This window comes from Bradyrhizobium sp. WSM471, assembly GCF_000244915.1.
Classification (GTDB): domain Bacteria; phylum Pseudomonadota; class Alphaproteobacteria; order Rhizobiales; family Xanthobacteraceae; genus Bradyrhizobium.
Genome location: NZ_CM001442.1, coordinates 3,981,555 through 3,995,112, shown reverse-complemented (window position 1 = coordinate 3,995,112; position 13,558 = coordinate 3,981,555). Strand labels below are relative to the sequence as shown.

10 protein-coding genes are annotated in these 13,558 nt (G+C 65.0%); 3 read left to right on the top strand and 7 right to left on the bottom strand.

Annotation, left to right across the window (positions count from 1 at the left end):
* Window positions 1–66 precede the first annotated feature (66 nt).
* Entirely contained in the window at window positions 67–1,689 is a 1,623-nt protein-coding gene (locus BRA471DRAFT_RS17600; RefSeq protein ID WP_007609520.1) for an ABC-F family ATP-binding cassette domain-containing protein, read from the bottom strand.
* A 122-nt stretch (window positions 1,690–1,811) separates the two neighbouring features.
* Complete coding sequence (locus tag BRA471DRAFT_RS17595; RefSeq protein WP_007609519.1) at window positions 1,812–3,419, bottom strand: multicopper oxidase family protein; 1,608 nt, start codon at window positions 3,417–3,419, stop codon at window positions 1,812–1,814.
* 234 nt (window positions 3,420–3,653) lie between these two features.
* Between BRA471DRAFT_RS17595 and BRA471DRAFT_RS17590 the strand changes: the two genes are divergently transcribed.
* The 3 genes from BRA471DRAFT_RS17590 to BRA471DRAFT_RS17580 are packed head-to-tail and all read left to right on the top strand — an operon-like array spanning window position 3,654 to window position 7,572.
* Window positions 3,654–6,425 (top strand): xanthine dehydrogenase family protein molybdopterin-binding subunit, encoded by a 2,772-nt coding sequence (locus BRA471DRAFT_RS17590; protein ID WP_007609517.1) that lies wholly within the window; start codon window positions 3,654–3,656, stop codon window positions 6,423–6,425.
* Complete coding sequence (locus tag BRA471DRAFT_RS17585; RefSeq protein ID WP_007609515.1) at window positions 6,422–6,946, top strand: (2Fe-2S)-binding protein; 525 nt, start codon at window positions 6,422–6,424, stop codon at window positions 6,944–6,946. Before BRA471DRAFT_RS17590 ends, BRA471DRAFT_RS17585 begins: the two co-directional genes overlap by 4 nt.
* An 8-nt stretch (window positions 6,947–6,954) precedes the next feature.
* Entirely contained in the window at window positions 6,955–7,572 is a 618-nt protein-coding gene (locus BRA471DRAFT_RS17580; protein ID WP_007609510.1) for a hypothetical protein, read from the top strand.
* A gap of 138 nt (window positions 7,573–7,710) precedes the next feature.
* Here BRA471DRAFT_RS17580 and mhpD read toward each other — a convergent pair whose 3' ends face one another.
* From mhpD to BRA471DRAFT_RS17555, 5 genes are read right to left on the bottom strand one after another with little or no spacing between them, the layout of a single operon-like run.
* On the bottom strand, window positions 7,711–8,493 hold the full coding sequence (mhpD, locus tag BRA471DRAFT_RS17575; protein ID WP_007609508.1) for a 2-keto-4-pentenoate hydratase: 783 nt from the start codon (window positions 8,491–8,493) through the stop codon (window positions 7,711–7,713).
* Window positions 8,494–8,504: 11 nt separating this feature from the next.
* Window positions 8,505–9,386 (bottom strand): alpha/beta fold hydrolase, encoded by an 882-nt coding sequence (locus tag BRA471DRAFT_RS17570; RefSeq protein WP_007609506.1) that lies wholly within the window; start codon window positions 9,384–9,386, stop codon window positions 8,505–8,507.
* 24 nt (window positions 9,387–9,410) lie between these two features.
* Window positions 9,411–11,222: an FAD-dependent monooxygenase gene (locus BRA471DRAFT_RS17565; protein WP_007609505.1), complete on the bottom strand. Its 1,812-nt coding sequence runs from the start codon at window positions 11,220–11,222 to the stop codon at window positions 9,411–9,413.
* A 45-nt stretch (window positions 11,223–11,267) separates the two neighbouring features.
* Window positions 11,268–12,218 (bottom strand): 3-carboxyethylcatechol 2,3-dioxygenase, encoded by a 951-nt coding sequence (locus tag BRA471DRAFT_RS17560; RefSeq protein WP_007609504.1) that lies wholly within the window; start codon window positions 12,216–12,218, stop codon window positions 11,268–11,270.
* A gap of 47 nt (window positions 12,219–12,265) precedes the next feature.
* Complete coding sequence (locus tag BRA471DRAFT_RS17555; protein ID WP_007609503.1) at window positions 12,266–13,483, bottom strand: ABC transporter substrate-binding protein; 1,218 nt, start codon at window positions 13,481–13,483, stop codon at window positions 12,266–12,268.
* Window positions 13,484–13,558 lie beyond the last annotated feature (75 nt).

Sequence of the window (13,558 nt, the reverse complement as noted above, 5' to 3'; positions counted from 1 at the left end):
TTTCGCTCCCTTTTTTGAGGAAGCGTAGCGGGCGGCAGCAACGCGTCAAGGCGGCGTAGCGGAATTCTAGCTCCGCAACCCCGGCGCTTCCTGCCCTGTGCGCGCGACATATTCGGTGTAGCCGCCGCCAAACTGGTGGATACCCTCGGGCGTCAGCTCCAGCACGCGGTTCGACAACACGCTGAGAAAATGCCGGTCATGCGAGACGAACAGCATGGTGCCCTCGAAATCCGACAGCGCCGCGATCAGCATCTCCTTGGTGGCGAGGTCGAGATGGTTGGTCGGCTCGTCCAGCACCAGAAAGTTCGGGGGATCGAACAGCATCTTCGCCATCACCAGGCGCGCCTTCTCGCCGCCCGAGAGCACGCGGCAGCGCTTCTCGACGTCGTCGCCGGAGAAGCCGAAGCAGCCGGCGAGCGCGCGCAGGGAGCCCTGCCCCGCGGTCGGAAACGCGTATTCGAGCGACTCGAACACCGTCTGCTCGCCGTCGAGCAGGTCCATCGCATGCTGCGCGAAATAGCCCATCTTGACGCTGCCGCCGACCGCCACGGTGCCCTCGTCCGGCTCGCTCGCACCGGCGACGAGCTTAAGCAGTGTCGATTTGCCGGCGCCGTTGACGCCCATCACGCACCAGCGCTCCCTGCGACGGATCATGAAATCGAGCCCGTCATAGATCCGCTTGCTGCCGTAGCCTTTGAACACCTGCTTGAGCGCAACGACGTCCTCGCCCGAGCGCGGCGCGGCCGGAAAGTCGAACGCCACCGTCTGGCGGCGGCGCGGCGGCTCGACCCGCTCGATCTTGTCGAGCTTCTTCACCCGGCTCTGAACTTGAGCCGCATGAGAGGCGCGCGCCTTGAACCGCTCGATGAACTTGATTTCCTTGGCGAGCATGGCCTGCTGGCGCTCGAACTGCGCCTGTTGCTGCTTCTCGCTCAGCGCCCGCTGCTGCTCGTAGAACTCGTAATTGCCGGCGTAGGTGGTGAGCGAGCCGGAATCGATCTCCACCACTTTCGAGATCACGCGGTTGATGAACTCGCGATCGTGCGAGGTCATCAGCAGCGTGCCTTCGTAGTCGTGCAAGAACTTCTCGAGCCAGATCAGGCTTTCGAGATCGAGATGGTTGCTGGGCTCGTCGAGCAGCATGACGTCGGGACGCATCAAGAGGATGCGGGCGAGCGCCACGCGCATCTTCCAGCCGCCGGAGAGCTTGCCGACGTCGCCGTCCATCATCTCCTGGCTGAAGCCGAGGCCGGACAGCGCCTCGCGCGCACGGCCGTCGAGCGCGTAGCCGTCGAGTTCTTCGAACGCGTGCTGCACCTCGCCGTAGCGCGCGATGATCTCGTCCATCTGGTCGGCCTTGTCAGGATCGGCCATCGCGGTCTCGAGCTCGCGCAGCTCGGCCGCGACCGCACTCACCGGTCCCGCCCCGTCCATGACCTCGGCCACGGCGCTGCGGCCGGCCATCTCGCCGACATCCTGGTTGAAATAGCCGATCGTGATGCCGCGGTCGGTCGAGACCTGCCCCTCGTCGGGCAGTTCCTCGCCGGCGATCATCCGGAATAGCGTGGTCTTTCCGGCGCCGTTCGGGCCGACGAGGCCGATCTTCTCGCCCTTGTTGAGGGCGGCGGACGCTTCGATGAACAGGATCTGGTGGCCGGCTTGCTTGCTGACGTTGTCGAGGCGGATCATGGGGTCTTTTTGGGGGATTGTTGCGTTGCAGCGTCAATAGGCCATGCGGGCCGCCAGGGGAAGCCCGGCCGCGCCCGGATCAGCCCTGTCCGCCGCCAAATTCGCGCAATTCGACCCGCAGCTTAGGCTTTGTAGACCTCCACGGTCTGCATCATGCCCATCTCCTCATGGTTCATCATGTGGCAATGGAGCATGTAAACACCGGTGAAATCGATGAAGCGCGAGCGGAACACGACCACGCCGCCCTTGCGCTCCACGATCACGGAATCCCGCCATTCCGGCACCGCCAGCGCCTTGCCATTGGCCGAGATCACCTGGAATGGGTTGGTATGGATGTGGAACACGTGGTCGTCATGCTCATGCGTGTTGACGATGGTCCACTCCTCGACCGCGCCCAACTTGACCCGCTGATCGATGCGGGCGGGGTCGAACTTCTTGCCGTCGACGAAGAACGCGAATTCCTGCCAATGGCCGGCGGCATCGGCCTCGGGCGCGGTCGCCGACAGCACCACCTTGCGGCGGTTGGTGATCTCGGAATCCTTGATGGTCGCGAGCGGCGCCGGCGGCAGGGCGCGCGGCAGCTTCATGTCCATCGGCGCGCCTGAGACCACCACGCGCGCCAGCGGTCCCACGGGCGAAGGGTGGCCCTGGTCGTAGGGCGCCGCGTTGAAGGCGTAGGTGCCGGGGCTGCCTGCCTTCACCAGAATGTCTGCGCGCTGGCCGGGCGCGATCAGGACCTGCTTCAGCGGCTGCATGGCGCCGAGCTGGATGCCGTCATAGGCGATCGCATGCAGATCGTGCTTCTCGAGATCGAGCAGCATGTCGTCCTGATAGGCGGCATTGAGGATGCGCCAGCGCTGCACCTCGCCGGGCCGCATCTCGATCATGGGCCGGCGCTGGCCATTGATGGCGAGAAAGCGCGTCGCGGTCTCGGGAAACAGCGTCTCGAAATTTTCGACCATGCCGTTGGAATCGTAGACCACCTGGGTCAGCACCATGAGGCGTTCGCGGGCTGTGGCGATCTCGGGGACGTCGGCGAAATCACCCTCGATGACGACGGCGCCGACCATGCCGGAAGACATCTGGATGTCGGCGCTGCCGTGGTGATGCGGGTGATACCAGTAGGTGCCCTTGGTGTGATCGGCCGGCAGGGTGATTTCGATGTTGTAGCTGCGGCCCGGCGCCATCGAGCGCATGACGTTGTCGGAAATTCCGCTCGGGCTGGTATGCGCGCCGTGGAAGTGGAAATTGGTGTTGTTGAACTGGTGCGGATGGCTGATGTCGGCCGGCAATCCATCGCGGTTCGGCGGCAAATCGTTGATCATCTTGATGCGCAGGGTTTCGCCGGGCTTCATGCGCAGGGTCGGGCCGGGGCTGCCGCCCTCATAGGATCTGACATAGAGCCTGACGCCGCCGATCTGGCGATAGGCGTAGCCGACCCGCAACGTCGTGCTCAGCACGCCATTGACGGACCGCCGCACCTCCGGCTCGACCAGCGCTTGGTCCATGGCAGGAACGGGCGTTTCGGCGATCATCCCCATGCTCGGCGACATGTCCGCGCTGTGGGACGTGCCCGCATGGTCGTGCACGGCGTGCTGGGCGTTCGCCGCACCTGCGAACAGCGACAACGCGCCCGCTTTGAGACCGCGATCCAGCAATTGACGGCGCGACAATGTCTTCGTGCCCATCGCGCCGGTTGCTGAAGACGCACCGTTCGGATCTTGCTGCATTTGAATTGCGCCCCCTGTTGCCGGACCGTCTTCCGTTCGATTCGACTTTAAAGCAAGCACGAACCACAATTCGAAGCGCAAGCGCACCACATTCATTGGTTGTAAAGGTTCTCGCTCCTTCTATCGTGGCATGATGCATCGTGACGGATTCGCGCTGGCGCTCGCCTATGCCCTCCGGACATCGCATGCTGGCCGCATCCCGATGTTCTCGAAATGCTGTACAAGGATATGATCATGGGGCCTTCGCGACGCGAGTTCGTGAAGTGGCTGTCTGCGGGAGGCATCTCGGTCAGCCTGTCACATCTGGCATCAGCAGCGGGCGTTCCCTTCGCAGCCCACGAGACGCTACCCGGACGCGGCAAGTTCAATCCCGCGACAAATGGCGCCGGCCGTGTCGACGGCATCGCCAAGGTCACCGGCGCAAAGCTCTACGCTTCCGACTTCCGCGCGAACGATCTGGCGGGTTGGCCGCAGACCACCTCGCACGCGATCCTGGTGCGCGCCAACGACGCCACGCATGTCTATACCGGGCTGGACCTCGCCCGCCTCGGCGGCGCGCTCAAGCCGTCGATGGTGGTGACTGCCGCCGATCTCGACCGGATCGGGACGCAGGTGCCGGAATTCTATGCGGGCGACCTGTTCTGTCAGATTGGCAAGACGCCGCTCTATCTGGGCCAGCCGGTCGCGCTTTTGATCTTCGAGAAGTTCGACGCCTTCGACCAGGCGCGTCTTGTGTTGCGCGATGGCACGTTCGTCCAATTCGGCGAGGAGACCGGGCCAGTCGTCGTCCCGGATTACGGGGCCTTCCGCTTCACCCGCGTGGCAGGTCCCTCGCCTGACAAACCGGATGTCTATTCGCCGCTCCAGGCCGGCTGGGTCTCGCCCAAGAAGGTGCAGAGCGCGGCGCTGCCGGTGTGGTCGCCGCTCGCGAAGGAGATGCCGGCGGATTACGCCAAGGCGGCGAAATATGGCGAGCAGATCCGTGCCGAGCTTGCAGCGGATGACACATCCATGCTGGTGCTCGACCGCGAGTTCGAGACGCAATCGGTCGACCCGATGTTCCTGGAGCCCGAATGCGGGCTCGCCTGGTACGACGGCAAGGGCGGCAATCTCGAACTGCTGCTTGGCGTACAGTCGCCCTACGAGGCGGCGGAGTCGATCGCGCATCTCTTGGCCAAGGCCCGGGCGCCCTACAAGCCAACGCACATCAACGCGCAGTTCGCCCATGTCGGCGGCGGCTTTGGTGGCCGCGATCACACGCCTTTCATTCTCTATGTGGCGCTCGCGGCGATCTGCTTTCCCGGCAAGCCGGTGCGGCTGGCGCATGACCGCTACCAGCAGTTTCAGGCCGGCATCAAGCGCCATTCGATCAAGATGCGCTCGCGCATCGGCATCGATCGCGCGACCGGCAAGATCAAGGCGTTCGCCGCCGATCACGTGCTCGACGGCGGCGGGCTCGCCCATTTCTCGGCCAGCGTCGCCGTCGTCGCGGCCACCGGCGCGATCGGCATCTACGACATTCCGAAGGTCGACGTCAGGACCGTCGCGGTGCACTCGCGCGGCGTGAGCGCAGGCTCGATGCGCGGCTATGGCATCCTGCAAGCCATGACGGCGCTGGAAGTCCTGATCGACGAAGCCGCGTCCGAGCTCAAGCGCGATCCGATCGAATTCCGGCGGCGCAATGCGCTGCCGCAGAACGGCCGGACCATGACCGGCAATCCCTACATCGTCTCGGTGCGGACGCCCGAAATCCTCGACAAGCTCGAGAAGCACCCGATCTGGCAGCAGCGGGCGCAGTTCAAGCAGACCTCGTCGGATCGGCTGGTCGGCACCGGCGTTGCCTGCGTGACGAAGGACTATGGCTCCGGCGCGGACGGCTCGCTCGGCCGTGTCGAGCTTGCCCCCGACGGCAGGATCGTGATCTTTTGCGATCATGTCGAGATGGGCAACGGCATCGGGACGGCGCTGGCCAACCGCGTCGCCGGCCATCTTGGCGCCATCGCCGACGAGGTCTCGGTCGCCCGCGTCGACAGCTATGACGTGCTCGGGCTGGTCACGTCGGGCGATCCCTCCACAATGGACCAGAAGACCCAGGATGCCGCGGAGAAAAATCCGCGCTGGGTGCCCGCGATCAGCTCGCCGACAAGCTCCTCGATCGGCGCGCATGTCGGCACCCATTCCGCCGCGGAGGCCGCGCGCGTCATTTTCCGCTTCGGCCTGTGGCCCGCGGCGCTTGAGCTGTGGCGCATCGCAAAGACCGATCCGCGCGCGGGACAATGGGCCGCCGCAAGCTGGCAGAAAGGCCAGCTCACCATGCCCGGCCTCGAACCGCTCGGCCTCCCTGCGCTCGCGGCAACGGCTCATTCGCGCGGCTTCGTCACCGGTGCGGTTGCGCACAGCTTCTCGCGCTGGGCGTGGTCGCGGGCACGCTTCCCGCTGTCCGGCGAGCAGTACCGCGCCGATATCGACGCACTGGCGATCCGCAAAGGCAACGGCAAGTTCGAGCGGATCAACCGCACCAGCGTCAAGTTTCCGCCGACCGACAACAACCGGATCGGCACCGCCTACACCTCGATGTGCGGCACGGTCGTCCGCGTCGAGATCGAGCGCGCAACCGGCGCGCTTCGCATCGCCAAGGCCTATAGCGTTTTCGAATGCGGCACCGCGCTGGTGCCGGAAGTCGTGATGGGCCAGGCCCAGGGCGGCTTCGCCATGGGCGTCGGCTACGCGTTGCTCGAAACCCTGCCCCCGTTCGAGGGCGGGCCGGGCAACGGCGAATGGAATCTCGGGCGCTATCTGGTCGCACGCGGCTCCGACCTGCCGCTCCGCGATCTCGAGATCGAGATGCTGAAGCCGCTGGTATCGGACGAAGCGCCGAAGGGCATGGCGGAGGTCGTGATGATCCCGATCGTGCCGGCGCTGATCAACGCCATCCACGACGCCACCGGCCATCGCTTCCGTGCGCTGCCGGTCACCGCAAGCCTATTGAAGGGAGTGCTCGCGTGACGACCCTCAGCCTCACCATCAACGGCCAGAAGCACGGTCCGATGGACGTCCGCGACGATCTCTCGATGAATGATTTTCTGCGCGAGATGCTGGGCATGACGGGCACCAAGTTCGGCTGCGGCGCCGCGCAATGCCTGAGCTGCGCCGTCATCGTCGACGCGCCGGACGGCACCAGCACCACCAGCCCGACCTGCGTCGCGCCCGCCGTGAATTTCGACGGCAAGTCGATCCGCACCGTCGAGGGCCACGCCAGGGACGGCGAGCTCTCGACCCTGCAAAAGGCCTTCATCGCGCATTTCGCCTTTCAGTGCGGCTATTGCACCGCCGGCTTCCTCAATGAGGGCCAGGTCTTGCTGGAGCGCCTGTCACGGACACCGGTCGAGCGCGAGGCGCTGGAGCAGACCATCGCGGATGCGCTCGACGGTCATCTCTGTCGTTGCACCGGCTACATCAAATATCACGAGGCGGTGCGCGACGTGATCCTCGCCGACTCGAAGCGCTACCTCATGGCCACCAAGTGACACGCATCATGATCTCCGACGTGAGGTTCAAGGTGATTGCCGTGGTCGCCGCCCTCGCCGGCAGTCTCGGTGCGGGCTACGGGGCGTCGGAGACGGCAAGCCATGCCCTCGCCTCGCCCGAGAGCTTTGCCTCGATCGGCGACGCAGAGAAGCGTTCGGCCGCAATCTTCACCGAGTTCGGCAAGGTGCTGACGCATCCGCGCTGCACCAATTGTCATCCGGCCGGCGACAGGCCGCACCAGGGCGACAATGCCCGCCTGCATCAGCCGCCGGTCACGCGCGGCGCTGACGGCCATGGGCTCGAGGCGATGCGCTGCAACAGCTGCCACCAGAAGGCCAATTTCGAGCCCGGCCGCATGCCCGGCCATCCCGAATGGCATCTCGCCCCGCGCGAGATGGCTTGGGAGGGCAAGACCGTCGGCGAGATCTGCGAGCAGATCAGGGATCCCGCGCGCAACGGCGGGCGCAAGGTGGAAGACCTGATCGACCATATCGGCAAGGACACCCTCGTCGGCTGGGCCTGGAAGCCCGGCTTCGGCCGCTCGCCCGTGCCGGGCACGCAAGCGCAGGCCGGCGCGCTGGTGGAGGCGTGGGTGAAGACCGGAGCGGCTTGCCCGGCGCCGTGACGACATCGAAGCGTCCGTCCCGCGACGGAGTCCAATCGAACTTGTGCGCCGAGCGGCATCACTTCGATAGCGCTGCTTGATCGTTTCCGACGGCACCGCTGCCACCCGAGGAGTTCACGACGCATACGGCTCGTGTGGCTAGGCGAATCGCGCCGAAACGGTCCCGAGCCCGGCGATGTTGGCCTCGAATGCGTCGCCCGGATTCACGGGCACCATCGGCCCCAGCGCTCCGGAGAGAACGACGTCGCCGGCGCGCAGTGGCCGCTTGCGACGGGCCAATTCGCCGGCGAGCCAGGCCATCGCGTTGAGCGGGTTGCCGAGGCAGGCGGCCCCCGTCCCCTTGGAGACCACTTCGTCCTTCCTCGTCATCTGCATCTGGAGGGCGCGGAGGTCCAAGCCATCCAGCCGCCGGACGGGTCCTCCCAGAACGAAGAGCCCCGACGAGGCGTTGTCGGCGACGGTATCGACGATTCCGATATCCCACTTGGTGATACGGCTGCCGACGATCTCGAGCGCGGGCATCGCATAGGCCACTGCCCGCACGACGTCGGCCACGGTCGGCGTTTCGACCTCGACGTCGCGGTCGAGAAGGAAGGCTACTTCCGCCTCGATCTTCGGCTGCAGGACGCGCCCCGCGGCGACGGGCTCGTCTTCTCCCACGATCATGTCGGCGAAGAGGACGCCGAAGTCCGGGCGATCGACGCCGAGCTGCTTCTGGACCGCGCGCGAGGTCAGCCCGATCTTGCTTCCGACCACGCGCCGGCCCTCCTTCTCCCAGTGGGCGGTGTTCTCCTGCTGGATGGCGTAGGCCGCATCGACATCGAGTTCCGCGAGTTGCGTCCGGATGGGCGCGATCGGGGTGCCGGCGTAGGCTGCGCGGATCCGGGCGGCGAGCTCGCCATACTTGGTTTGCTGGTTCATCTAAACGATCCTTACTTGCCGGTCCGGAGGAATTCGATGTGGAGGCGATTGAACTGCTCCGCGTCCTCGAACTGAGGCCAGTGGCCGCAGCGGTTCATGACGACGAATTTCGAGCCCGGAATCATGTCCGCGATCTGCTTGCCTTCCTCGGGCGTGGCGGTCGGATCATGCGAGGTCCACACGACCATGGTCGGAGCCTTGATCGACCGGTACTGGTCGGCGGTGATCATGTTGGGCCGACGAATTTCCATGTCCTGCAGACACATGATCCGCTTCATCGTGTCGGCGAATCCCGGCTGCGCGTAGATCGCACGACGGGTCTCGATCAGGTCGTCCGAGACCATGCTCTTGTCGCACATCAGGAATTCGAGGCGCGTCTTGATCCGCTCCCATGAGGGATCGGAAGCAGCCTCGTTCGACAGCTTCTTCAGTCGTTCCATCACCTGCGGGTGCGCGGTCCAACCGCCGGCGGTGTTGAGGACCAGTTTCTCCACCACGGCGGGACGATGTACGGCGAGATAGGTCGCGACCCATCCACCCAGCGATTCACCGCTGATCATCGCCTTGTCCCTACCGAGGGTCTTGAGGACGGCGAGCACGTGGCCGGCGTAGTCCTTGACCTGGTAGTCGATCGCGGGCTTGTCGGTCCAACCGTGTCCCAGCATGTCAATGGCAACGAACCAGAAGCTATCGGCATGAGGGCCAAAATTCCTCGAATATGCCTCTGCATGGCCCCCGACGCCGTGCAGCGCCAGGACGAGCGGCTTGGACGGGTCGCCCGACTCGATGCAGCGGGTCCGGATTCCGCCGGCGTCGATGTAGTGCTGCTTGAAGGACACGCCCCGCAGGTCGGCCCAGACGCTGGAGAAGTTCGCTGGTCTTGTATCGCTCATGACTCGATCTCGTTGGTTTGTGTGTCAGGCGAAGAGCGGGGTGCCGCTGGGCTTTGATGGCGGCTGCGGCTTCTCGCGCGGGATCGCCGAAAGGTCCGAAACATCGAGGACTCTCCGTATCGCAGCGCTCAGCCGGTCCACGGCTTCTCCGGGGTCCGAAGTCCCCTCCATGTCGCGCCAGGCGACCACACCATCGGGGCGAACAAGAAGAACTCCAGCTTCCTCGATCTCGCGAATGCGCTGCCACTCGCAATAGAGGTCCTGCGCTTCGGGCGAGCCCGTCACGACGACCCGGAGAAACGGGAGGTCAAGGCGCAGTGCCGCTTCCTTCCATGCGACGCCGGCGAGGCCCGTCACGACGGTAAAGAGGCCCTTACCCGTCACGTCGAGGGTCGACACCCGCAAGCCGTCGCGATCGACGAGCCACGCATGCGGGATCTTGGCACCCGGGCGCGACGTTGGCTGATTGTAGAGGCCGCGATCTCGCCGCCATTGCTCTGGCTCGCCGCCGACGTCGGGAATCACGGCCGAGGATTGGTACCGCTGGTTCATCTCGGTACCCTGGGCATTGAATTCCGTCTGCTTGAGATCAAGCGCGGCCTGCGCCGCCTTCCGGGCCGCGACGCCATCCGGGCCCGGATCGCGAAAACGCGCGATGCCGGCGGCGACCGGATTCTCGGCGCCCGGCACGCGGAAGCATGCGTTCAGCGGGGCATAGTCGAGCCGGGACTGGTTGGCGCGCAGCACGATCTGCTTTCCAACCGGCGCCCGCTCCTGCGAGTAGCTTTCCAGAAGCTTCGGACCGGCCCAACCCTTCACGGCGTACGCAAGCTTCCAACCGAGGTTGTGACTGTCCTGTACGCATGTGTTGTTGCCGAGCCCGCTCGACGGCGGATGCCGGTGGACCGCGTCGCCGCCGCAGAGCACCCTACCCTTCGAATACTGGGTCACGTAGGCCTGGTTGACGTACCAGATCGAGGTTCTCACGATGTCGATGTCGACCGAAGGGTCGCCGATCAGCACCTTGATCTTCGGAATGATCGCTTCCGGCGCAAGGTCCGGCTCGCCCTTGCTGATATCGAAGCCCCAACCGGCGATCCACTGCGTCCACGGATGCACCGCCCGCAGCAGCCCCATGCCAATCTCCCCGAAGCTCGCGTCCGGAGTGACGATCCAGTTCAGGATGCTCGGCCGATGTTTGCTGTACCTGGACAGATCTGCGTTGAAGATGGTGTAGACAGTGCCGGCGCGCGCCATCTGGCCTTCGATCGGAAGCCCGAGATGGTCGACCACCATGGATCGAGCGCCGTCGGCGCCGACCATGTAGCGTGCGCGAATGGTGTACTCACGCCCATCCAGGCGATCTCGCAGCGTCGCCGTTACGCCGTCCGCATCCTGCTCATGACGGACATACTCGGTGTTGAATGCGAAGGTCGCACCCTTCTCGGCCGCCTTCTGGAACAGGATGGGCTCGAGCAGCGGTTGGATGATATCGACCATTCCGCACGGACTGGCACGCAGGTAGTCGCCGCGGCGATCGTCGCCAGTTCCCCACGTCCGCATCCGGATCAACTCGGAGCCGGCCAGGCTAGTCGTGAAGGTCGTGTCGCCCATCAGTTCCCAGGGGCTCGCGTACCGCGCCACGTCGTCCGCAATCCCGAGATCGCGGAAGACCTCGTTGGCCCGCTGGTTGGTGATGTGGGCTCGCGGACTGTCGGCCATCCAGTTGCCGCGTGAGACGATGTGACTGCGAACGCCGCAGTTCGCGAGCGCCAGAGCGGTCGTCGAGCCCGTTGGCCCGGCGCCGATGATGAGCACGTCTGTTTCGTATGCCATTTGCCTGCTCCGCGATGCTTCCGCATTCGCGCGGTGTTTTCGTGATCAGTGAGCGCTTTCAGCCTGTTTGGCCGCCATCATCGCCATGCCGGCAATCCAGCCCGGAATGGCCTCGTAGAATTCCTGCTCCATCTTGAAGCGGCCGCCGGTCGAGAAGGCGCCGAAGGCGGCGACCCATGCGAGCACCTCGTTGGCACCGCGTCCCGCAACTTCGCGGACCTTGTCGGTGTCGAGCGCGTCGGCACGCCAGATCTGGCCGCTGCGCAGGATCTCCATGAACTGCGCATCCCAATCCGGATTGAGCGGCTGGCACGGCCCCTCTCCCGCTTCTGCGAGAACGCCCGCCTCGAGCACCCGCTTCTCGCGGGCTTCCTTGGCTTCCGCGGTCGGATTTCGCCCATTGATCAGCCGCTCCCGGATCTCCGGCGGCGCGTCCTTGATCGATGGCAGCGGCGGATCGTGCGAGAGGCCCCCCGACGCGGCAAACAAGACTCGCTTGCCGGAACGCGCAGCGAACCGCCCTACCGATTCACCGATTTGCCGGGCACGGCGGTAGGTCGGAACGGGCGGCGCAGCGGCGTTGACGAAGATCGGCAGGATCGGGATCGACTTGAAGTCACCGAGCATCGCCTCCCACAGCTGGACGAAGCCGTGATCGACCGGCATGCGATACGAAACCGCCACGTCGAAATCCTCGGCTCGCACATGGTCGATGAGCTCGAGCGCCGTCTTCTCCGGAACATCCAGCGGTCCCGTCCCGCCTCCCCAGTCGCCCAGGGAGACTGCGCCGGCACCGACACAGAACGAGGGCATCAGGTCGTAGAAGAAGCCGTTGAAGTGATCGGGAGCGAACTGGATGATGTAGTCGGGTGCGAACTCCTTCACGAAGGTCCCGAGCCGTCCAAACGCGGTTCGGACGCGTTGCTCGGTTTCGTTGCTGGCCGGTCCCTTGTACATCAGAGGCGTGTGAGAAGCGCAGACGATGGCGACTGACATGTTCGGATTCCTTGCGCCGAGTTGGATGGTCGATCGATGGCTGGCGGCTACTTCTTCACCAGCGGGCACGGACTTTCGGATAGCGGGCGGTTGACGGACTCCCCGGGCAGCGTCTGAATGACGTTGTAGAGATCCCAGGCACCCTTGTTTTCACCGGGCTTCTTGACCCGGAGCAGGTACATGTCGTGGATCATCTTGCGGTCGGCACGGATGTAGCCGTCGGCCGCGAAGAAGTCGTGCACGTGTTCCTTCTCCATCTGCTTCATGACCGTCGGGGCGTCGTCGGTACCCGTGGCCTTGACGGCCTTCAGGTAGTGCGCGACCGAGGAGTAGACGCCCGCGTGGAATCCGGTCGGCATGATCTTGGCTTTGGCGAAGAAGCGTTCGGCCCAGGCGCGCGTTTCGGGCGTCCGGTCCCAGTAGAACGGCGACACTTCGTAGGCATCGTGCGCGATCTTCTGACCTACCGCGTAGACGTCCGTCAGCACCGATTGAAGCGGAACGATCTTGGCCGTTGAGCTCAGACCGAATTCGTCCGCCTGCTTCAGCGCGGTCACCGTATCGCCGCTCGACGCCGCGATCGCGATCACGTTGGCGCCGGCATTGGACGCGGTGAGTAGGAACGAAGCGAAGTCGGACGTGTTCGGCGGGAACACCGAGTTGCCGACCACCTGCCCGCCATTGAGCTTGACTTGCTCAGACGTATCGCGCGTCAGGGCATTGCCGTACGCCTGATCGACTGTGAGGAAGTACCATTTCGTTCCGCCGGCCTCGACCACGGACTTGGCGGCGCCTTTCGCGAGATTGTAGGTGTCAACCGTCCACTGGACCGTTAGCGGCGAGCAGGCCTTGCCGTTGAAGTCCGAGGAGGTCGAACCGGACAACAGCATGATTTTGCTCTTCTGCGCCGCCATGTTCTGCACGGCGAAGCCGATCGGGGATCCCTGCATGTCGGCGATCGCGTCCACGCCTTCGACGTCGAACCAGCGTCCGGCGATCTGCGATCCGACGTCCGGCTTGCCCTGGTGGTCGGCCGAGATCACCTCGACGTTGAGGCCGGCGCCGAAGTCCTCGGCGGCCATTTCAGCCGCGATCACCGAACCCTTGCCGTTCGCCATGGCCGTGGGGCCGGCGATGTCAGTCAGGACACCGACCTTGACCTTGCCACCGCTGAGATTCGGGGGGCCGCCGGCGGTCTGCGCCGCGACCGGCGCCGCGAGAGCCAAGCACACGGCCGCAGACAAATAAAAGCTTGAACGAACCATCGTTTCCTCCCGTCGCCGCCCTTTTGGGCGTGCCGGGATGGATTGCCGCCGATTGAACTAGGATTCCATCTGAGT

Coding starts and splice junctions, on each gene's coding strand:
- BRA471DRAFT_RS17560 (WP_007609504.1), bottom strand. CDS start 12,218: ATGTCAGTCGCCATCGTCTGCGCTTCTCACACGCCTCTGATGTACAAG.
- BRA471DRAFT_RS17565 (WP_007609505.1), bottom strand. CDS start 11,222: ATGGCATACGAAACAGACGTGCTCATCATCGGCGCCGGGCCAACGGGC.
- BRA471DRAFT_RS17600 (WP_007609520.1), bottom strand. CDS start 1,689: ATGATCCGCCTCGACAACGTCAGCAAGCAAGCCGGCCACCAGATCCTG.
- BRA471DRAFT_RS17555 (WP_007609503.1), bottom strand. CDS start 13,483: ATGGTTCGTTCAAGCTTTTATTTGTCTGCGGCCGTGTGCTTGGCTCTC.
- BRA471DRAFT_RS17595 (WP_007609519.1), bottom strand. CDS start 3,419: ATGCAGCAAGATCCGAACGGTGCGTCTTCAGCAACCGGCGCGATGGGC.
- mhpD (WP_007609508.1), bottom strand. CDS start 8,493: ATGAACCAGCAAACCAAGTATGGCGAGCTCGCCGCCCGGATCCGCGCA.
- BRA471DRAFT_RS17590 (WP_007609517.1), top strand. CDS start 3,654: ATGGGGCCTTCGCGACGCGAGTTCGTGAAGTGGCTGTCTGCGGGAGGC.
- BRA471DRAFT_RS17580 (WP_007609510.1), top strand. CDS start 6,955: ATGATCTCCGACGTGAGGTTCAAGGTGATTGCCGTGGTCGCCGCCCTC.
- BRA471DRAFT_RS17570 (WP_007609506.1), bottom strand. CDS start 9,386: ATGAGCGATACAAGACCAGCGAACTTCTCCAGCGTCTGGGCCGACCTG.